The organism is Streptomyces paradoxus, from assembly GCF_014202475.1.
GTDB classification, from domain to species: Bacteria; Actinomycetota; Actinomycetes; order Streptomycetales; family Streptomycetaceae; genus Streptomyces; species Streptomyces paradoxus.
Genome location: NZ_JACHGV010000013.1, coordinates 142,883 through 161,228 on the forward strand (window position 1 = coordinate 142,883; position 18,346 = coordinate 161,228).

Consider the following 18,346-nt stretch of genomic DNA (forward strand, 5'->3'; position numbering starts at 1 on the left):
GGGGGCCGCTTCTGACATTCATTCCCATCTAGCGTGATGTCTGCCGAACCCCCTGTGCACGCCCGTCCTGGAGGAGCCATGTCCCTGTCCACGTCCCGCCGCCTCGCGCTGCTGACCAGCGCGTCACTGGCCCTGCTCGCGGGCTGCGGCAGCTCCTCGGACTCCGCCGACGCCAAGAGCGCACCGGCCCGGGTGGCCGTGGTCGCCTCCACGAACGTCTGGGGCGACATCGCCCGGCGCGTGGGCGGCGACCGGGTCGACGTCACCTCGGTCATCGGCGACCCCGACCAGGACCCTCACTCCTACGAGGCCGACCCCCAGAACCAGCTGGCCCTGTCCAAGGCGAAGGTCGTCGTCGAGAACGGCGGCGGCTACGACGACTTCGTCGACCGCATGCTGAAGAGCGGGCACAACGACTCCGCCGAGGTGATCAACGCGGTCGAGGTGTCCGGCAGGACCGCGCCCAAGGGCGGGGAGCTCAACGAGCACGTCTGGTACGACTTCCCCACCGTCGCCAAGGTCGCCGACCGGATCTCCGCCGCCCTCGCCGAGGCCGACCCGGGCGACGCCCCCGCCTTCGGGAAGAACGCCGCCGCCTTCAAGGCGAAGCTCACGCCGCTGGAGGCGAAGGAGGCGCGGATCAAGAAGGCGCACGGCGGTGAGGGCGTCGCCATCACCGAACCCGTGCCGTTGTACATGACCGAGGCGAGCGGCCTGGTGAACCGCACGCCCGCGCAGTTCAGCGAGGCGATCGAGGAGGGCGACGACGTCTCCCCGCGCGTCCTCCAGGAGAGCCTCGCGGTGTTCGGCGGCAAGAAGGTGAAGGTCCTCGTCTACAACGAGCAGACCTCCAGCCCGCAGACCGAGAAGGCCGAGGCGGCGGCCAGGGCGGCCGGCGTCCCCGTCGTGCCCGTGACGGAGACCCTGCCGAAGGGCAAGGACTACCTCGGCTGGATGACCGGCAACGTCGACGCGCTCGCGAGCGCGCTGGCCAAGTGACCCCGATACCCCGGCAGGACGGCACGCCGGTCGTCGGGCTGCGCGCGGCCGCCCTGTCCTACGGCGACCGCGAGGTGTGGAGCGGACTCGATCTGGACGTCCGGCCCGGGGAGTTCCTGGCCGTGCTGGGCCCCAACGGTGCGGGCAAGTCCAGCTTCGTCCGGACCCTGCTGGGCCGTCAGCCGCTGTCCGCGGGCACACTGACGGTCCTCGGCCGTCCCGCCCGTCAGGCCGCCCGGCACATCGGCTACGTCCCGCAGCAGGCGGCGCTGTCCGCGCAGGCCATGCTGCGCGCCCGCGACCTCGTCCGGTTCGGCATCGACGGCCACCGCTTCGGACCGCGGCTGCGCACCGGACCGGTCCGCCGCCGGGTGGACGAGATCCTGGAGTCGGTCGGCGCCTCGGCCTACGCCGACGTCCCGCTCGGCATGCTCTCCGGCGGCGAACGGCAGCGCGTGCGCATCGGGCAGGCCCTGGCGGCCGATCCCCGCCTCCTGCTGTGCGACGAGCCGCTGCTGTCGCTCGACCTGAACCACCAGCGGGCCGTCACCGAGCTGATCGACGCCCGGCGCCGCTCCCGCGGCACGGCGGTGGTGTTCGTGACGCACGAGATCAATCCGGTGCTGGGCCTGGTCGACCGGGTGCTGTACCTGGCCCGTGGCGGTCACCGGATCGGCACCCCGGACGAGGTGCTGACCTCCGAGTCGCTGTCCCTCCTCTACGGCACCCAGGTCGACGTGGTGCGGGTGCGGGGCCGGGTGGTGGTGGCGGGCGCACCCGACGAGACGGCCGTCCCGCCGCACCACCCCGAACGGCTGCAGGAGACGGACGGAGTGCGCCCATGACACTGGCCGACGGGATCTGGCACCAGATCTTCGACTTCACCGACTACGGCGAACTCCTCGCCCTGGTCCGCAACTCCCTCGTCGCCGGCGTGGCGCTGGGGCTGGTGGGCGGGCTGGCCGGGGTGTTCGTGCTGATGCGGGACCTGCCGTTCGCGGTGCACGGCATCAGCGAGCTGTCCTTCGCGGGCGCGTCGGCGGCACTACTGCTGGACACGAACATCGTGGCGGGCTCGATCGCCGGTTCGCTCCTCGCGGCCGGCGCCATCGGCGTCCTCGGGTCACGGGCCCGGGACCGCAACTCGGTGATCGGCATCATCATGCCGTTCGGCCTGGGGCTCGGCGTGCTCTTCCTCGCCCTCTACAAAGGCCGGGCGGCCAACAAGTTCGGGCTGCTCACCGGGCAGATCGTGGCCGTGGACACCCCGCAGATGTCGTGGCTGCTCGGCACGTCCGTCCTGGTGCTGGTGGCCCTGGCGGTCATGTGGCGTCCGCTCGCCTTCGCCAGCACCGATCCGGACGTGGCCGAGGCCCGCGGGGTGCCGGTGCGCGGGCTGTCCTTCGCGTTCATGCTGGTCCTCGGGCTCGCGGTCGCGCTGTCGGTGCAGATCGTCGGCGCGCTGCTGGTGCTGTCCCTGGTCGTGACCCCGGCCGCGGCGGCCGCCCGCGTCACCGCGTCGCCGGTGCTGCTGCCCGTGCTGAGCGTGCTGTTCGCCGTGGCCTCGATCGAGGGCGGCATCCTGCTGGCCCTGGGCAGCAGCGTCCCCATCAGCCCCTACGTCACGACGATCTCGTTCACCGTCTACGCGGTGTGCCGGGTGGCCGGCCGGTACCGGAACCGGCGGTGGGGGGCGCGGCAGACGGCGGTGGGAACGGCCTGAGCAGGCCTCACCGTTCGAAGACGACCCGCCCGTCGAAGACCGTGAGATCCACCTGTACCTGACCGGCGAAGTGCCGCGCGTGCGCTCCTACGTCGTCAACGGCATCAAGAAGCCGCCGGTGGAGGTCACCCCGGCCTGACGCCCGCGATCACCAGCCGAGTTGCGGTTCGCCCAGGACCTCGCTGCCGATGTGCGCGGCGAGTCTCCGGGCGCGGGGCAGGTCGCCGAACTTGGTCACGTGCACGAAGACGGTGTGCTCCTCGGTCCAGCGGCCCCGCTGGGCCCGGTCACCGTGGAAGGCGATCTGGACCCCGTCGTACGGGGGCGATCCGTAGTGGCCCGCCGCCGGCTCGTCCGGCCATCTGCCGTGCCATTCGATGGCGGCCGCCCCATCGCCGAGGGCCTTAGCGAAGCGCGCCACGACGTTCCCGGCCGGAACCTCCTCCATGAGGTCGAGCGGCAGGTGCGCCTCCAGTGCCGCGTCGTCCGCCGTCGTCACGTCGAGGTCGAACACGGCGTACCGGCCGGTCACCGGATCGGTGCGTGTTGTGACGTGCTCGAAGGTGCCGCCGGGAAGAAGCGCGGCCATCCGCCGCACCTCCCCGACCGTGCGCAGCTCCGCGGTGAGCCACACCTCGTCCTCCTGCTCCAGCAGGGCACACAGACGCCTGGCCTGTGTGTATGCCGTGCTCGCGTCGTCGGTGCGCAGGACGGGGTACGCCGTGGAGTTGCCCATGGCCCGTACCGTCACACGTCCTCGTGCCGACCGCCACCAGGTTTCTTCGCGCAGTCCGGCGGCGGGGGCTGCGGACATGCGTCGTGCCACCGTCGGCGGGAGGCTGGTGGTGTCGGCAGGTCACGCGGCCCGAGGAGATCGCCATGGACACCGCCACCCTGGAAGACATGCGGACCGCGCTGCGGGGGCCGGTGATCGGCCCGCGGGACGCCGGATACGACCAGGCCCGCAAGATCTACAACGCGATGATCGACAAACGGCCCGCCGCCCTGGTGCCCTGCGCGGACGCCGCAGACGTGATGGCCGCGGTCACTTACGTCCGCGACCACGGCCTGGAACTCGCCGTGCGGGGCGGCGGGCACAGCGGCCCCGGCCTGTGCCTGGTGGACGACGGCGTGACGGTCGACCTCTCGCCGATGCGCTGGGTGCGGGTCGACCCGGAGGCCCGCACCGCCGAGGTCGGCGGCGGCAGCCACCTCGGCGACCTCGACCACGCCACGCAGGCCTTCGGTCTCGCCACCCCGACGGGCATCATCTCCATGACGGGCGTCGGGGGCCTGACCCTCGGCGGCGGCCACGGCTACCTCACCCGCAAGTACGGGCTGACCGTGGACAACCTGATCGCCGCCGACGTGGTGCTGGCCGACGGCGGTTTCGTCACCGCGAGCGAGACCGAGCACCCGGACCTGTTCTGGGCGCTGCGGGGCGGCGGCGGCAACTTCGGCATCGCGACCTCCCTCACCTACCGCCTGCACCCGGTCGGCACGGTCGGGGCCGGGGTGACCGTGTGGCCGGTCGAGAGCACGCGCGAAGTGCTGGCGTGGTACCGCGAGTTCCTGCCGCAGGCCCCCGAGGACGTCTACGGCTTCTTCGCCGTCCTCGTCGTCCCGCCCGGCCCGCCCTTCCCGGAGGAGCTCCACGGGCGGAAGGTGTGCGGCATCGTGTGGTGCTGCACGGGCGACCCGGACGGGGCCGCCGAGACCCTCTCGGTGGTGAACGACGCGGGCCGGCCGGCCTTCCACTTCACGACGCCGATGCCCTACGACGCGTTGCAGGGCATGTTCGACGAGCTGATCCCGACCGGCTACCAGTGGTACTGGCGGGGCGACTTCTTCGACCACATCCCCGACGCCGCCCTGGACGTGCACCTCGAATACGGCAGCAACAACCCCACGCCGCTCTCGCTGATGCACCTCTACCCGATCGACGGCGCCGCCCACCGGGCCGGCCCGGACGACACCGCGTGGAGCTACCGGGACGCCCTCTGGTCCGGGGTGTTCGCCGGTGTCGACCCCGACCCGGCCAACGCCGAGACGATCAGGCGGTGGTGCGTGGGCTACCAGGAGGCGCTGCACCCGTACTCGATGGGCGGCTCCTACGTGAACTTCATGGGCTCGGACGAGGGCCAGGAGCGGGTCCGGGCGACGTACCGCGACCACTACGACAGGCTCGCCCGGGTCAAGCGGACCTACGACCCGGACAACCTCTTCCACGCCAACCAGAACATCGAACCGGCCCGGGGGTGACGGCCATGGGCCGGATGGTCGACGCCGACGGCGTGCAACTCTGGGTGGAGCAGCGGGGCGAGGGACCCGACGTCCTGCTCGTCGCGGGGCTCGGGGACCCCGCCGAGGCATGGCAGCCACAGCTCGAGGGGTTCGCGGACCGCTACCGGCTCACCGCGTTCGACAACCGGGGCGCGGGCCGCAGCCCGCTGCCCGACGGCCCGCTCTCCGTGGCGCGGATGGCCGACGACGCCGCGGCGCTGCTGCGCGCGCTCGGAATCCCGACGGCGCACATCATGGGTTTCTCGGGCGGCAGTTTCATCGCCCAGGAGCTGGCTCTGCGCCACCCCGGCCTGGTCCGCAGCCTCGTCCTCATGAGCACGATGGCCCGCCCGGATCCCTACTTCCGCACCATGACGCGCTTCTGGAACTGGATGGCCGAACGCGCGCCGGACGAACGGGCCATGCTGGAGGCGTTCTTCCTGTGGGTCTACACCCCGCGCGCCCACGCCGACGGCATGGTCGACCGCTTCATCGACGAGACCCTGGCCTTCGAGCATCCGCAGTCCGCCGAGGCTTTCCAGCGCCAGCTCGCGGCGTTCGCCGGCCACGACACCCTCGACCGCCTCGGCGGCATCGGCGTCCCGACCCTCGTGCTCGCCGGTGAACTCGACCTCGCCACACCGCCGCGCCTCGGACGCGCGGTCGCGAACAGCATCCCGGGCGCCGTGTTCGAGGTGCTGCCCGGGGAGGCGCATCAGCCGTTCCAGGAGGTGCCGGAGGTGTTCAACGCGCGGGTCGGCGCCTTCTGGAGGGAGGTGGAGGCGCGGGCCGACGGGAGAGCCGTCCGGCACCGCTGACCCTTCTGGCCGTCCTGGGCGTCCGTTTCACCGGCCGGTGCCCGCCGGGCGAGGCGGCGGGCACCGTGCGCTCTTCGACGGGTGTCAGGCCGCGGCGAGAGCGGGTTCCGGTTCCTCCGCCGCGGCGAGCAGGGCGAGGAGCGTCGCCCGGGCGCGGGCCACGCGGGAACGGACCGTGCCGACCGGGCAGTTGCTCAGCGCGGCGGCCTCCGCGTAGGGCAGGCCGAGCAGCTGCGTGAGGACGAAGGCCTCACGGCGTTCGTCCGGCAGCCCGGCCAGCAGCTCCAGCAGCGCCACGCCGTCGTCGAAGCCGGGCAGGCCGCGCGGCTGGGCGAGTTCGGCCGCCGGCTCCCAGTCCGGCAGGTCGGCGGGGCGGGGGCGTACGGCGGTGTACCGGATGCTGTCGGCCACCGCGCGCCGGGCGATCGCCAGCAGCCAGGTCCGCGCCGAGGAACGGCCCTCGAAGCGGTGCAGGCTGCCGAGCGCCCGCAGGAACGTGTCCTGCGCCAGATCGTCCACCGCCTGCGGGTCGGCGCACAGATGGGCGACGTACCGGACGACGTCCCGGTGCAGGGCGCGCACGAAGTGCTCCACGGCCGCGGAGTCGCCGCCGCGGGCGGCCAGCGCCCAGGCGGTTATCGACGCGTCGGCCGACGCCGATCTCTCGTGCGGAAGGGGCGGGGCAGGAGTGATCACCTGATGTCCTTGTCGGGGTTCCAGGACCGCGAGGACGCGAGCGGCAGGCCGTGAGGCCAGACGTGCGCGCGTGGCTGCGCGGTCCGGTGAGCGGGGGGCGCGGGCATGCCCGTACCGCGCGGCGGGGGGTGTGGACTCCCGCGGAGTGCGCGCTGGCACGGAGGTACGACCGCTGCCGGGGCGCGCAGGGGCCGCCCCGGCCGGTTCCGGCTGCCGTCAGGCGGCAGCGGCCCCCGCGGGTGGGCCCCGGGTGGTGATCGCGTGGACGAGAAGGAGGCGGCGCGGCGAGCGGTTCGACGGCCGTCGCCGCCGGTGCGGGGGCGGGGGCGGCGGTGCCGGCAGGGCGAACAGCAGCCGCAGGGGTGCGGCGAGTCGGCTGCCCACGGCACGCAGCAGCCGGAAGGCGGCCCGTTCCCCGTGGCCCAGCCACAGGCCGCACAGCAGCGCGGCCAGGAGGTGGGCGGCGAGCATGCCGAGGGACGAGTCACCGCCGGGGACGTGCCCGGCGTGCGGGGACATGGTCTCCATGGCGCCCGCGCTCATGCCGTGGCTCATGGATCCCATGCCGTGGCTCATGGACGGCATGTCCGTGGAGTGGGGCCCGGGAGCGGAAGAGGCCGGCGGCCCTAGGGAGAACGCCGAGTGCAGCGCCGTCTGGACGGCCACGGCGACGGCGACGACCAGGCGCGGTCGGCGCTCGCGGCCCGCCAGGCACCAGCCCGCCAGGCCCGTCACGACCCAGCCGGCCAGCAGCGTCGGCAGGGGCACGTGATCGCCGGACATCATGACGTGCCCCAGGGCGGCGAGCACGACACAGACGGCCGCGAACACCGCGGCCCGTATCGCGCGAGCACACCACCCGACTGTCATGGCGCCTCATCCTCGCATCCGGCCCCGCCCTGACACCCCTGAGTACGGACATCTCCCCTGCCGGGCACTCAATCCGAGCCATGTGATCCAAGCCACTGCCGCGGAGCCGGTGGCTCCGGTGGTGCCACGGCAGAATCCACGGCGTGGACATCACCGCGCTGGAGCTCAATCGGGCCACTCTCGGGCGCCAGTTGCTGCTGGGCCGGGAGGTGCTGGGGGCCGGGGAGGCGGTGCGGCGTGTGGTGGCGCTGCAGGCGCAGCATGCCGCTTCGCCGTACGTGGCGCTGTGGAACCGGCTGGCCGGGTTCGCGCCGGCCGAGTTGGACGCCGCGTTCTCGGAGCGCGCGGTGGTCAAGGCGACCCTGATGCGGATCACGTTGCACGCGGTCCACGCGGACGACTACCAGGTGTTCCGTGAGGCGATGCAGCAGACGCTGTACGCCTCACGGCTCGGGTACCGCTTCGCCGCGGCGGGGCTCACGCCGGCCGACGGTGAGGCGCTCGTCCCCGGGTTGCTGGACTTCGCGGACCGGCCCCGGACGGCCGCCGAGGTGCAGGACTGGCTGGAGGAGCGGGTCGGCACGCAGAAGAAGGCCGGGGCGTGGTGGGGGCTCAAGGCGTACGCGCCGCTGTTCCACGTCCCGACCGGCGGGCCGTGGTCGTTCGGCCCCCGGTCGTCGTTCGTCGCGGCGCGGACCGGTCCGGTGCCCGGGGGGCGGGAGACGGTGGCGGAGGCGCTGCGCCACCTCGTCCTGCGCTATCTGGCGGGCTTCGGGCCCGCCTCGGTGGCGGACGTCGCGCAGTTCGCCATGGTGCCCCGGGCACCGGTTCGGCGTGCGCTGCTCTCCCTCGACGACACGGTGGAGCAGCTGCGGGGACCCGACGGGACCCTCCTGTACGACGTACCGGGCGCCCCGCGCCCGCCGGCGGACACGCCGGCCCCGCCCCGGCTCATGGCCATGTGGGACAGCGTGCTGCTGGCCCACGCCGACCGCAGCCGGGTGATCCCCCCGGCGTATCGCCGTCTGGTGATCCGGGTGAACGGCGACGTGCTGCCCACGCTGCTGGTCGACGGCCGGGTCGCCGGTGTGTGGCGCGCGGTCGACGGAGGCGTCGAGGCGACGGCGTTCCACGACCTGCCGGGCGCCGTGTGGGACGGGCTCGCCGCGGAGGCCGCGTCGCTGACGGCGATGCTGGCCGGCCGCGACACCGAGGTCTACCGCCGCTACCACCACTGGTGGCCGAAGCTCCCGGACGGCCAGGTACGCCTGCTCAAGGGCTGAATCATCACGGGGGTGACAGCGCGTCAGTGGTGGGCGTGGACCACGGCGTGGCCCCTGCCGCGGCCGATCATCCACTTGTTGACCGGGGTCGTGATCAGGAAGGCGACCGCGAAGCCGCCCAGGAGCGCGGACCAGAACAGGCCGTCCGACAGGTGGGCGTCCATCGCGCCCGGGGTGAGCGCGATGATCGCGTTGTCCACGATTTCCATCACGGCGATCGAGACCGTGTCCGCGGCGAGGGCGATCTTGATCGCGGCCTTGAGGCCGATGCCGGACCGCAGGACCGCGAACAGGGTGAACGAGTAGCCGAAGAGGAACGCGAGCCCGATCGCGAGCACCATGGTGGGCACGTTGGCCCACCCCAGCGACGTGCCGATGACCATGCCGAGGATCTCGCCGATCGCACATCCGGTCAGACAGTGCAGTGTCGCCTTCACGGCGGTGCCCCAGGACGCGGCCCCGTGCGCATGCTTCTCAGGTTCATGAGCGGTGTGGTCCATGACCCCGACTATATACCCCCTAGGGGTATGTGTGCGACCTAGAGTGGGTCGCCATGACGACACAGCCCGCTCCCACCACGAAGCCGACTCCGCCGAACCCGGTGCCCCAGGCCTACCTCTCCGAACTGTTCTCCCTGGAGGGCCGGGTCGCGGTGGTCACGGGCGGCAGTTCCGGCATCGGGCGCGCCATCACCGGCGCCCTCGCGCGTGCCGGGGCGAGCGTGGTGGTCGTGGCCCGCGGCGAGGCCGGACTGAAGTCGACGGTCGAGGAGCTGACGGCCGAGGGCTGCCGCGCCGCTTGGGTCAGCGCGGACCTGAGCACCCGCGAGGGCGTGCGGGAGGCCGCGGAGCGGGCGGTCGAGGCCTTCGGGGAGCCCGGCATCCTCGTCAACAGCGCCGGGATCAACCTGCGTCCGCCGATGGACGAGCTCGGCGAGGACGTCTGGGACGCCACGATGGCCGTCAACCTGGAGGCGCCGTTCCTGCTGGGGCAGCGCTTCGGCCCCCGCATGGCGGAGCGGGGATACGGGCGGATCATCCACATCAGCTCGCAGCAGGCGCATCGCGCGTTCGTCCAGAGCGGTGCCTACGGCGCCTCCAAGGGCGCTCTGGAGGCCCTGGCGCGCTCCCAGGCCGAGGCGTGGTCGCCGCGCGGCGTCACCTGCAACGTCCTCGTGCCGGGCTTCGTCATGACACCGCTGAACGCGCGGCTGTCGTCGGATCCGGAGAAGGTGGCCGCCCTGGCCGCCCGGACGATGATCGGGCGCAACGGTCTGGCCGAGGACTTCGCGGGCGCGGCGGTCTTCCTGGCCGGCGCGGCGTCCGCCTACGTCACCGGGCAGTCCCTCTTCGTCGACGGCGGACTGTCCGTCCACTGAGGCCGCCCGGCATCCGCGCGGGGGTCCCCCGAACGGACAGCGGCCGACGGGCGACGACCGGCGCCCGGTGTCAGGCTGGGCACACAGGACCCGCCGAAGGGAAGCATCGCCATGATCACGACGGAGTACGTCCCCGGTTCCCCCTGCTGGCTCGACCTGGGCGCTCCGGACGTCCCGGCCGCCGCCGCCTTCTACGGTGCCGTCCTCGGGTGGGACTACGAGTCCATGGGCGAGAGCGAGGACTTCGAGGGCGGGATGTTCAGGAAGGACGGCAAGATCGTCGCCGGACTCGGCAAGCTCACCGAGGAAGGCGCGCGCCCGGCCTGGATGCTCTACTACAGCGTCGCCGACGCGGACGCCACGACGCAGGCGGTGCAAGAGACGGGCGGCACCGTGCGGGTCGCACCGATGGACCTCGACGACTGGGGCCGGATGGCGCAGTACAGCGACCCGCTGGGCGGCCAGTTCGCCGTCTGGCAGCCCGGTACGAACAAGGGCCTGGAACTGGTCGACCAGCCGGGCTCCTTGTCGTGGACGGAGCTGTACACCAGCGACGCCGCGGCTGCGCGGGAGTTCTACGGCACCCTCTTCGGCTGGCAGTTCAGCGACATGCCCCTGCCGGGCGGCGCCGGCACGTACACCCTGATCACCCCGTCCGGACTCTCCGAGGACCGGATGCACGGCGGACTCATGCAGCTCCGCAAGGAGGACCTGACCCTCACGGGCGGGCGGCCGTACTGGCACCCGGTCTTCGCCGTCGACGACTGCGACGCCGCGGTGGCCCAGGTCACCGGGAACGGCGGCAGCGTGCAAATGGGCCCGGAGGACGCGGAGGGCGTCGGCCGTCTCGCCGTCTGCCTCGACCCGGCCGGCGCGGACTTCGTGGTGCTCACCCCGTCCGAGAGCTGAACCGGACGCCCCGCGGCACCGATCCGCCCCGGCCACGGTCGCGCCATGAGCGAGAAGCCCGGTTCCGCGGACGCCCTCCAGCTCGCCCGCCTGGCGAAGGGCTGGGCCGAGGCGATCGTCTCCGACGACCCCGCGCGGATCGCGGCCTTCATGGCGGACGAGTGGGTCATCGTCTCCGACTCCGGGATCGACACGAGGGAGAGGTTCCTCTCCCTCGTGGAGTCCGGTGCGCTCACCCACTCGGCGATGGACCTCAGAACCGAGCCGAGGATCCGCGTCTACGGTGACACCGCCGTGGTGACCGGGAGGGTGACGAACACGGCCCACTACCAGGGCGAGCACCATGACGCCGACGAGTGGACGACGGACGTGTTCGTGCGGCGGCAGGGCCGCTGGCTGTGCGTGCTGAGCCACATCACACCGGCTGCCCCCGGCTGAACCATGAACTCCTCTTGCATATGATGCGCAAATGCGCGAGTACAGCATCAGGGAAGCCGCGGCGGCCGACATCGACGGGGCCCGGGCGGTGATGCTCGACGCCGTGTACCGCGACTTCGGCACCGGTTACGTGCCGCGCTGGCACGCCGACATCATCGACCCGGTGCCGTTCTACGTCACGCCGCCCCGGCACACCCTCCTGGTCGCCGTGGACGAGCGGGACGGGGCGGTGGCGGCCACCGCGGCCCTGGACGCGCGCGGCCCGGCACACCCGCCGAACCCCCGCCGGCTGGCAGAGCGTTTCCCCTCCGGCGAGACGGCGCAGCTGCGGCGGGTGTACGTGCGCCCCGCCCACCGGCGGCGCGGACTGGCCCGGCGACTCGTGTACGGCCTGCTGGAGTTCGCCCGGGCCGACGGCGGATACCGGTCCGCGTATCTGCACACGTACCCGCACTCCCCCGGCGCACTGGGCCTGTGGAAGGCGCTGGGCAGGGTGGTGTGCGACGAGCGGGAGGAAGTGCCCGGCGGGGGCAGCGGAGTGGTGCACTTCGAGATACCGTTCGCTTGATGAAAATGGTATTCATATACGTACGTGGCGATCGCGCGGGACACCGTCGGCTCGACGCGCACCCTCACAGGTACGGGGACGCGGCGCTGAACAGCTCGAACACGCCCTCGAGGAACGGTGCGGCCGCCGCACTGCGCGCCCTCGCGCGCGGCAGCGCCCCGGCACTGCTGTGGCGGACCGCGCTCGTGGTCTGCCTGGTGTGCGGCATCGGCCTGCTGCCGTGGCTGTCGCGCACCGACCCCGCGCTGACCGTGCTCCGCGCGCGGTCGGCGGACCGCGACCCCGCTCCGGAGACCCTGCGCGCCATCCGGGACCAACTGGGCCTCGACGACGGCCCGCTGACGCTGCTCGGCCGCTGGCTGGGCGGGCTGCTGCACGGGGACGCGGGCACGTCCTGGGTGTCCGGCAGCCAGGTGCTGTCGGGCTTCGTCGTGCCGCTCGGCGTCTCGCTGCTGCTCATGGCCGGGGCCCTGGCGGTCGCCGCGGCCACGGCGGCCGCCGTCTGCGCCCGTACGCTCCGGCTGGGCGCGCGGGGCAGGCTCGCCGGCCGCCGGCCCGGCGGGACGGCGACGGCCGTGCTGGCCGCGCTGCCCGAGTTCCTCGTCGCCTCGGTGCTGGTCTCGGTGATCGGTGTGCGGCTGGGATGGCTGCCCGCCCTGGGCTGGTACGGGCCGCGGTGGATGGTGCTGCCCTCGCTCGCCGTCGGACTCCCCGCCGGAGCGGTCCTGGGCCGCATGCTCGACGACCTGCTGCCCGGCGCGTTCGCGGAGCCCTGGGCCGTGGCGGCCGCGGCCCGCGGTGTCCCGCCGAGGTCGGTGGCGCGGCAGGCGGTGCGCCGCTGCGTGCCCGGACTGCTGCCCAACCTGGCGCTGTTCGTGGCCGGACTGACCGGCGGTTCGGTCGCCGTCGAGCAGATCTTCGACATCCCGGGCATCGGCCGGCTCACCCTGCACGCCGCCCTCTCCCAGGACCTGCCCGTCCTGCAGACCGGCACCCTCGCCCTCGTCCTGCTCGCCGCCACCGCCGGCGCTCTCGCCCGGCTCGCCGCCCGGCTGCTGACCGGCCCGGCGCTGCGCGACGGCGCCCTGCAGTCCCTGCACCGGCCCCGGCCGCCCGCGCCCCGCTCGCTCCCCCTGCTCTACGCGGGGCTGCTGGCCGCCGCCATCGGGGCCGGGCTGCCTCGCGACCCCATCGCCCTGGACACGCTCGCCCGGCTCCAAGCCCCTTCAACGGCGCACCCCTTCGGCACCGACGCGCTCGGCCGCGACGTCCTCGCCCGGATCTCCCACGGCGCGCCGACCACCCTCGGCACCGCCCTCGCGGTGAGCGCCGCCGCCCTCGTCACCGGGCTGCTGCTGGGGCTGCTGCCCCGGCTTTCCGGGCCGCTGGTCGACACCCTGAGTGCCGTACCGCCCGTCCTGGCCGGGCTCCTCGTCACCGGCGTCATGGGCAGCGGCCCCTGGACTCCCGCGTTCGCCGTGGCCGTCGTGGCCTGGTCCCCGCTGGCCGCGCACACCTCCGCCCTGCTGCGGCAGGAGCGCGCGACCACCCATCTGACGGCCACCCGGGCGCTGGGTGCCGGCCGCTGGTACCTGTTCGCGCACGAACTGCTGCCCGCCGTCGCGCCCCCGGTCGCCCGGCACGCCCTGCTCCGGCTCCCGGGCGTCGCACTGAGCCTGGCCGCGCTCGGCTTCCTCGGCCTGGGCGCCCAGCCGCCCTCCCCCGACTGGGGCCTGCTGCTCGCCGAGAACCAGCCGTACGCCGAGCGTGCCCCGTGGGCCGTCCTCTTCCCCGCCGCCGTGCTCGCCCTGCTCGGTGCGCTCGCGGTGACGGCCGCGGGCGGCGCACGGCTGCCCCGGCGGCGCACGCGGCCCGCCGGACCGGCCGGACCGCCCGCGGAAGGGGTCGCGCCGGCCCCGCCGCGGCCACCGGAACGCACCGGCGCCCACCTGACGTCCGTGTCCGCCTCACCGACAGAAGAACGATGACCCACCTCATCTCCCGTGTGCTGTCCCGCCGGACAGCCGGAACGTCCGACGCCGCCCCGCCCAAGGGCCCGCGTGAGAGCACCTGGCGGCTCTGCAAGGAACTGTCGCCGCTGCTGCGGCTGCTGATCCTCACCCAGCTCGCCTTCAACATCGGCTTCTACGCCGTCCTGCCGTTCCTCGCCGAGCACCTCGGCACCGCGATCGGCATGGCGGGGTGGCTGGTCGGGTTCGTGCTCGGGCTGCGCACCTTCAGCCAGCAGGGGCTGTTCGTGGTCGGCGGCTGGCTCGTCGACCGGTTCGGGGTGCGGCCCGTCGTGCTGGCGGGCTGCGTCCTGCGGATCGCCGGGTTCGCCTGGCTCGGGTACGCGAAGGCGAGCTGGACCGTGATCGGGGCGGTGCTGGTCATCGGTTTCGCCGCCGCGCTGTTCTCCCCCGCCGTGGAGTCCGAGGTGGCCCGCCAGGCGGTGGCCTGGGAGGAGGACGGGCACGGCCCGCGCACCCGGGTCCTCGCCCTGTTCAGCGTGGCGGGCCAGGCCGGGGCGTTCGTCGGGCCGCTGCTCGGCGCGCTGCTGCTCGCCGTCGACTTCCGCACCGCGTGTCTCGCCGGTGCCGCGGTCTTCGTGCTCGTCCTCGCCGGGCACCTGTGGCTGATGCCGCAGCACATCCCCGGCCGGGTCAGTGTCCGGGCGCGGGGCGGGGCGCGGCTCCTGCTGCGCAACCGCCGCTTCCTCGCCCTGTGCTGCGCCTATGGCACGTATCTGCTCGCCTACAACCAGCTGTACCTCGCCCTGCCGGACGAGGTGCAGCGCGCGGCGGGCTCCCAGGCGCCGTTGTCCTGGCTCTTCGCGCTGTCCTCGGTGCTGGTGGTGTTCGCCCAGCTGCCGGTGACCCGCTGGGCGGGCGACCGGCTCGACCTGCGCCGTTCCATGACCGCGGGGCTGCTGCTGATCGCGTCCGGTTTCGCGGTGGTGGCCGCGGCCCGCCCGGCCGGCTGGACGGGTACCGCCGGACTGCTGCCGGCCGCCGGCTTCGTGATCTTGCTCACGGTGGGGCAGATGCTGGTGGTGCCCGCCGCGCGTGCCTGGGTGCCCGACCTCGCCGAGGAGGGCCGGCTCGGGCTGTACACCGGTGCGCTGTCGTCCGTCTCCGGGCTGATCGTCCTGGCCGGCAGCGCGGCCACCGGCTTCCTGCTCGACCTGGGGCTGCCGGCCGCCGTACCGTGGCTCGTCCTCGCGGCCGTACCGGCCCTGGCGGTGGCGGTGCTGCCGCGCCGTGAGACGGGAGCGGAGGCGGCCTGAAAGGTGCCGGCGCCCGCGGCAACCGGGCGCGCGGGACCTTCACTCCCGCGGGCGACCTCTTCGCTCCGGAATTTCCGAGACCGCACCCTTCGAGGACACCGCTGCGGAGATCGGCGGTCACGCCGCGCCAGTATCCTGAGTCGGCTGCGGAACCCCCCAACCAACCCCCGCGCATAAGCGGGGAGTTCGGCCTGCGGCGACGACCTTCCCACACGCATGAGACGAGGACGAGTGCTGCTAGCGGGCCGCTACCGGCTGGAAGTTGAGATCGGGCGCGGTGGAATGGGAGAGGTCTGGCGTGCGTACGACGAGACGCTCGCCAGAGCGGTGGCCCTCAAGCTGCTGCTGCCCCAGGACACCGACGCCACGGCGACCTCCCGGTTCCGTCTGGAGGCGCAGACCGCCGGGCGTCTCAACCACCCCAACGTGGTCGGCGTCCTGGACTTCGGCGAGTACGACAACCGGCTGTACCTGGTGATGGAGCTGGTCGAGGGCGACAGCCTCGCCGGCGTGCTGTCCGGCTCCGGCGCGCTGCCCGCCGAGCAGGTGGCCCGTCTCGCCGCGCAGGCGTCCGCGGGGCTCGCCGCGGCGCACCGGCAGGGCATCGTGCACCGGGACGTCAAACCCGCCAACCTGCTGCTGGACGCCCACGGCACCCTGAAGATCGGCGACTTCGGCATCGCACGGTTCCTCGACGACCCCGGCGCCGCGCTCACCGCCACCGGCCAGATCGTCGGCACCGGCCTCTACCTCGCGCCCGAACGGGCCCTGGGCAAGCCGGCGGGGCCCGCCTCCGACATGTACTCCCTGGGCTGCGTGCTCTACCAGCTCCTCAGCGGCCGCCCGCCGTTCCAGGCCGACACCGCCGTCGCCCTCCTGCACCAGCATCTCGACGCGGCCCCCGTGCCGCCCCGCGAGCTCGGTGTCGCCGGACTTCCCCCGGCGTTCGAGAACTACCTTCTCGGACTGCTCGCCAAGCAGCCCGAGGACCGGCCCACCGCGGAGCAGGCCGCCGAGTGGTTCGCCGGAGGCGCCTGGCGGGGCCTGCCCGAGCCGCTGCCGGACGTCTCACCGCCGCTGCGGCCGAAGACCCCGTCCGCGCCGGAGCACACCGGGCAGGGCCCGTACGCGGCTGCCGAGACCAGCCACCCGACCACGTACGCGCTGCCCGCGACCACGGGGCACCGCACCGCGGCCCGGGCGGCCCAGGCGGGGCGTTCGGGCCGCTCCCGCGGGCGCGGCGGCTTCGGCAGCCGGTCGAGAGTGGCCGCGACGGCCGCCGCCGCGGCGCTGTTCCTCGCCGCGATGCTCCTCGGCATGCGCTGGTTCTCGCCCGACACGACCACCGAGGGGACGGAACCCGACGCGTCCCCGACCGCGAGCAGCCCCGCGGCCGGCCCGTCCGGTGACTCCGCCCCCGCCCCCACCTCCGACCCGGCGGGCGGCCGGCAGATCGCCACCACGCCGACCACCGGCACCGTGGCCGAGGTCACTCCGTCCACGCCGGCCGCCTCCCCGACCCCGCCCGCGCCGGAGACCGGTGCCGCCACTCCGGCGCAGGGGGCGGGCGACGCCGCGCCGGAGCAGCCGAAGCCCGAGAAGCCGGTCCCGGCCGGGGGAAACGGGCAGGGCGACGACGGCGGTGACGACGGGGGCGACGGGGGCGACGACTGACGCGGCTCCCTTGAGGATCCTTCCGCCATGAGCGCCCGGAGCCCGTGGATCAGCCGGGGGATGCGCCGGTGTGCGAGCGGGCGCCCCCTCGCGCGCCCCTTGGGCGGCTTGTCATCGCCCTTATCCCGGCCTTATTGTCACCAGGCCTTGGTGAACGGGAAATCCGGTGTGATGCCGGTGCGGCCCTCGCCACTGTGAATCGGGAAGTCCGGCTCCGGCCCCTCAAGGGGCAGCCACTGGGTCCTCGTGACCCGGGAAGGCGGAGTACGGGCGGTGGTACCCGTCAGCCAGGAGACCGGCCAAGGCGCGTCAACCATCCACGAGGTGCTGGAGAGGGTCTGCTGAGCCATGCACATAGCCGAGGGTTTCCTTCCTCCGGCGCACGCGGTCGCCTGGGGCGTCGCGTCGGCGCCGTTCGTCGTCCACGGAGTCCGGTCGCTCACCCGTGAAGTGCGCGAGCACCCCGAGAGCACCCTGCTCCTCGGGGCGTCCGGCGCCTTCACGTTCGTCCTGTCCGCCCTGAAACTTCCTTCCGTCACCGGCAGTTGCTCGCACCCCACCGGCACGGGCCTCGGAGCCATCCTGTTCCGGCCGCCCATCATGGCGGTGCTGGGCACCATCACCCTGCTCTTCCAGGCGCTGCTGCTCGCGCACGGCGGCCTGACCACGCTCGGCGCCAACGTCTTCTCCATGGCGATCGCCGGGCCCTGGGCCGGATACGCCGTCTACGCGCTGCTGCGGCGCTCCAACGCGCCGCTGATGGTCGCGGTGTTCTCCGGCGCGTTCGTCGCCGACCTGTCCACGTACTGCGTCACGAGCGTGCAGCTGGCGCTCGCCTTCCCCGACCCGGGCAGCGGATTCCTGGGCGCGCTCGGCAAGTTCGGTTCCATCTTCGCCGTCACCCAGATCCCGCTCGCGGTGAGCGAGGGCCTGCTGACCGTGCTCGTGATGCGGCTGCTGGTGCAGTCCAGCAAGGGCGAACTGACCCGGCTGGGTGTGCTCCTCGCCAAGAAGCAGCCCCGGACCGAGACCGAGGCGGTGACCCGATGAGCAGGAACACGAAGATCAACCTGGTGCTGCTGCTCGCCGTGGCCGCACTGGCCGTGCTGCCCTTGGTGCTGGGACTCGGCGACCACAAGAAGGAGCCCTTCACGGGCGCCGACGGCGAGGCCGAGACGGCGATCACCGAACTGAAGCCGGACTACGAGCCGTGGTTCTCGCCGCTGTACGAGCCGCCGTCCGGCGAGATCGAGTCGGCGCTGTTCTCCCTCCAGGCGGCCCTCGGCGCCGGGGTCCTCGCCTACTACTTCGGTCTGCGCCGGGGGCGGCGGCAGGGCGAGCAGCGGGCGCTGGAACGGCAGGCCGACGAGGCGCTCACCGGCGCCGCCGGGAAGTCCGCGGCGGAGCGGGACTGAGCCCGG

At 73.5% G+C, this 18,346-nt stretch carries 19 protein-coding genes and 1 riboswitch; of the genes, 15 read left to right on the forward strand and 4 right to left on the reverse strand.

Annotated features, from left to right (window positions below; all coding sequences use genetic code 11):
• Positions 1 to 78: 78 nt before the first annotated feature.
• Genes HNR57_RS32905 through HNR57_RS32915 form a run of 3 tightly spaced genes read left to right on the forward strand, consistent with a single transcriptional unit; the run spans position 79 to position 2,722 of the window.
• Entirely contained in the window at positions 79 to 999 is a 921-nt protein-coding gene (locus HNR57_RS32905; protein ID WP_184565917.1) for a metal ABC transporter solute-binding protein, Zn/Mn family, read from the forward strand.
• Complete coding sequence (locus tag HNR57_RS32910; protein ID WP_184565919.1) at positions 996 to 1,844, forward strand: metal ABC transporter ATP-binding protein; 849 nt, start codon at positions 996 to 998, stop codon at positions 1,842 to 1,844. Before HNR57_RS32905 ends, HNR57_RS32910 begins: the two co-directional genes overlap by 4 nt.
• Positions 1,841 to 2,722, forward strand: a complete 882-nt coding sequence (locus HNR57_RS32915) for a metal ABC transporter permease (RefSeq protein WP_184565921.1) — start codon at positions 1,841 to 1,843, stop codon at positions 2,720 to 2,722. Before HNR57_RS32910 ends, HNR57_RS32915 begins: the two co-directional genes overlap by 4 nt.
• A gap of 148 nt (positions 2,723 to 2,870) precedes the next feature.
• On the opposite strand, the gene HNR57_RS32920 is transcribed toward HNR57_RS32915, so the two are convergent.
• The gene (locus tag HNR57_RS32920) at positions 2,871 to 3,536 is read right to left on the reverse strand and encodes a hypothetical protein (RefSeq protein ID WP_246555166.1); all 666 of its coding nucleotides are present in this window, start codon (positions 3,534 to 3,536) and stop codon (positions 2,871 to 2,873) included.
• Positions 3,537 to 3,601: 65 nt separating this feature from the next.
• On the opposite strand from HNR57_RS32920, the gene HNR57_RS32925 reads away from it, so the two are divergent.
• Positions 3,602 to 4,984, forward strand: coding sequence for an FAD-binding oxidoreductase (locus HNR57_RS32925; RefSeq protein WP_184565923.1), 1,383 nt, complete (start codon positions 3,602 to 3,604; stop codon positions 4,982 to 4,984).
• A gap of 5 nt (positions 4,985 to 4,989) precedes the next feature.
• A complete protein-coding gene (locus HNR57_RS32930) occupies positions 4,990 to 5,823 on the forward strand; it encodes an alpha/beta fold hydrolase (protein WP_184565925.1) in 834 nt (277 codons plus the stop codon).
• Positions 5,824 to 5,907: 84 nt separating this feature from the next.
• Here HNR57_RS32930 and HNR57_RS32935 read toward each other — a convergent pair whose 3' ends face one another.
• Both HNR57_RS32935 and HNR57_RS32940 read right to left on the reverse strand, forming a co-directional pair.
• Positions 5,908 to 6,519 (reverse strand): sigma-70 family RNA polymerase sigma factor, encoded by a 612-nt coding sequence (locus HNR57_RS32935; RefSeq protein WP_184565927.1) that lies wholly within the window; start codon positions 6,517 to 6,519, stop codon positions 5,908 to 5,910.
• Positions 6,520 to 6,735: 216 nt separating this feature from the next.
• Positions 6,736 to 7,389 carry a hypothetical protein gene (locus HNR57_RS32940; RefSeq protein ID WP_184565929.1) on the reverse strand — a complete coding sequence of 218 codons (654 nt, stop codon included), beginning with the start codon at positions 7,387 to 7,389 and terminating at the stop codon, positions 6,736 to 6,738.
• A 143-nt stretch (positions 7,390 to 7,532) separates the two neighbouring features.
• Between HNR57_RS32940 and HNR57_RS32945 the strand changes: the two genes are divergently transcribed.
• Entirely contained in the window at positions 7,533 to 8,672 is a 1,140-nt protein-coding gene (locus HNR57_RS32945) for a winged helix DNA-binding domain-containing protein (protein WP_184565931.1), read from the forward strand.
• Positions 8,673 to 8,695: 23 nt separating this feature from the next.
• Here HNR57_RS32945 and HNR57_RS32950 read toward each other — a convergent pair whose 3' ends face one another.
• Positions 8,696 to 9,172, reverse strand: a complete 477-nt coding sequence (locus tag HNR57_RS32950) for a DUF4396 domain-containing protein (RefSeq protein ID WP_184565933.1) — start codon at positions 9,170 to 9,172, stop codon at positions 8,696 to 8,698.
• 53 nt (positions 9,173 to 9,225) lie between these two features.
• On the opposite strand from HNR57_RS32950, the gene HNR57_RS32955 reads away from it, so the two are divergent.
• The 9 genes from HNR57_RS32955 to HNR57_RS32995 all read left to right on the forward strand — a co-directional run bounded on the left by HNR57_RS32955 (position 9,226) and on the right by HNR57_RS32995 (position 18,340).
• A complete protein-coding gene (locus HNR57_RS32955; RefSeq protein WP_184565935.1) occupies positions 9,226 to 10,050 on the forward strand; it encodes an SDR family NAD(P)-dependent oxidoreductase in 825 nt (274 codons plus the stop codon).
• A gap of 111 nt (positions 10,051 to 10,161) precedes the next feature.
• Complete coding sequence (locus tag HNR57_RS32960) at positions 10,162 to 10,959, forward strand: VOC family protein (protein ID WP_184565937.1); 798 nt, start codon at positions 10,162 to 10,164, stop codon at positions 10,957 to 10,959.
• A gap of 45 nt (positions 10,960 to 11,004) precedes the next feature.
• On the forward strand, positions 11,005 to 11,397 hold the full coding sequence (locus HNR57_RS32965; RefSeq protein WP_184565939.1) for a nuclear transport factor 2 family protein: 393 nt from the start codon (positions 11,005 to 11,007) through the stop codon (positions 11,395 to 11,397).
• Between the two features lie 31 nt (positions 11,398 to 11,428).
• Positions 11,429 to 11,965, forward strand: a complete 537-nt coding sequence (locus HNR57_RS32970; RefSeq protein ID WP_184565941.1) for a GNAT family N-acetyltransferase — start codon at positions 11,429 to 11,431, stop codon at positions 11,963 to 11,965.
• Entirely contained in the window at positions 11,965 to 13,953 is a 1,989-nt protein-coding gene (locus HNR57_RS32975; RefSeq protein WP_246555169.1) for an ABC transporter permease subunit, read from the forward strand. Before HNR57_RS32970 ends, HNR57_RS32975 begins: the two co-directional genes overlap by 1 nt.
• Positions 13,950 to 15,251 (forward strand): MDR family MFS transporter, encoded by a 1,302-nt coding sequence (locus HNR57_RS32980; RefSeq protein ID WP_184565943.1) that lies wholly within the window; start codon positions 13,950 to 13,952, stop codon positions 15,249 to 15,251. The genes HNR57_RS32975 and HNR57_RS32980 overlap by 4 nt, the downstream gene beginning before the upstream one ends.
• A 231-nt stretch (positions 15,252 to 15,482) precedes the next feature.
• Complete coding sequence (locus HNR57_RS32985) at positions 15,483 to 16,925, forward strand: serine/threonine-protein kinase (protein WP_184566014.1); 1,443 nt, start codon at positions 15,483 to 15,485, stop codon at positions 16,923 to 16,925.
• A gap of 131 nt (positions 16,926 to 17,056) precedes the next feature.
• Positions 17,057 to 17,243, forward strand: a riboswitch (cobalamin riboswitch).
• Between the two features lie 30 nt (positions 17,244 to 17,273).
• Positions 17,274 to 17,975 (forward strand): energy-coupling factor ABC transporter permease, encoded by a 702-nt coding sequence (locus HNR57_RS32990; protein ID WP_184565945.1) that lies wholly within the window; start codon positions 17,274 to 17,276, stop codon positions 17,973 to 17,975.
• Positions 17,972 to 18,340 (forward strand): energy-coupling factor ABC transporter substrate-binding protein, encoded by a 369-nt coding sequence (locus tag HNR57_RS32995; RefSeq protein ID WP_184565947.1) that lies wholly within the window; start codon positions 17,972 to 17,974, stop codon positions 18,338 to 18,340. Before HNR57_RS32990 ends, HNR57_RS32995 begins: the two co-directional genes overlap by 4 nt.
• The last annotated feature ends 6 nt before the right edge of the window (positions 18,341 to 18,346 follow it).

Bases quoted from the DNA above. Each gene is read 5' to 3' on its own strand.
- HNR57_RS32905 (WP_184565917.1), top strand. From the start codon at position 79: ATGTCCCTGTCCACGTCCCGCCGCCTCGCGCTGCTGACCAGCGCGTCA.
- HNR57_RS32915 (WP_184565921.1), top strand. From the start codon at position 1,841: ATGACACTGGCCGACGGGATCTGGCACCAGATCTTCGACTTCACCGAC.
- HNR57_RS32920 (WP_246555166.1), bottom strand. From the start codon at position 3,536: ATGTCCGCAGCCCCCGCCGCCGGACTGCGCGAAGAAACCTGGTGGCGG.
- HNR57_RS32925 (WP_184565923.1), top strand. From the start codon at position 3,602: ATGGACACCGCCACCCTGGAAGACATGCGGACCGCGCTGCGGGGGCCG.
- HNR57_RS32930 (WP_184565925.1), top strand. From the start codon at position 4,990: ATGGGCCGGATGGTCGACGCCGACGGCGTGCAACTCTGGGTGGAGCAG.
- HNR57_RS32940 (WP_184565929.1), bottom strand. From the start codon at position 7,389: ATGACAGTCGGGTGGTGTGCTCGCGCGATACGGGCCGCGGTGTTCGCG.
- HNR57_RS32950 (WP_184565933.1), bottom strand. From the start codon at position 9,172: ATGGACCACACCGCTCATGAACCTGAGAAGCATGCGCACGGGGCCGCG.
- HNR57_RS32955 (WP_184565935.1), top strand. From the start codon at position 9,226: ATGACGACACAGCCCGCTCCCACCACGAAGCCGACTCCGCCGAACCCG.
- HNR57_RS32960 (WP_184565937.1), top strand. From the start codon at position 10,162: ATGATCACGACGGAGTACGTCCCCGGTTCCCCCTGCTGGCTCGACCTG.
- HNR57_RS32965 (WP_184565939.1), top strand. From the start codon at position 11,005: ATGAGCGAGAAGCCCGGTTCCGCGGACGCCCTCCAGCTCGCCCGCCTG.
- HNR57_RS32970 (WP_184565941.1), top strand. From the start codon at position 11,429: ATGCGCGAGTACAGCATCAGGGAAGCCGCGGCGGCCGACATCGACGGG.
- HNR57_RS32975 (WP_246555169.1), top strand. From the start codon at position 11,965: ATGAAAATGGTATTCATATACGTACGTGGCGATCGCGCGGGACACCGT.
- HNR57_RS32980 (WP_184565943.1), top strand. From the start codon at position 13,950: ATGACCCACCTCATCTCCCGTGTGCTGTCCCGCCGGACAGCCGGAACG.
- HNR57_RS32990 (WP_184565945.1), top strand. From the start codon at position 17,274: ATGCACATAGCCGAGGGTTTCCTTCCTCCGGCGCACGCGGTCGCCTGG.
- HNR57_RS32995 (WP_184565947.1), top strand. From the start codon at position 17,972: ATGAGCAGGAACACGAAGATCAACCTGGTGCTGCTGCTCGCCGTGGCC.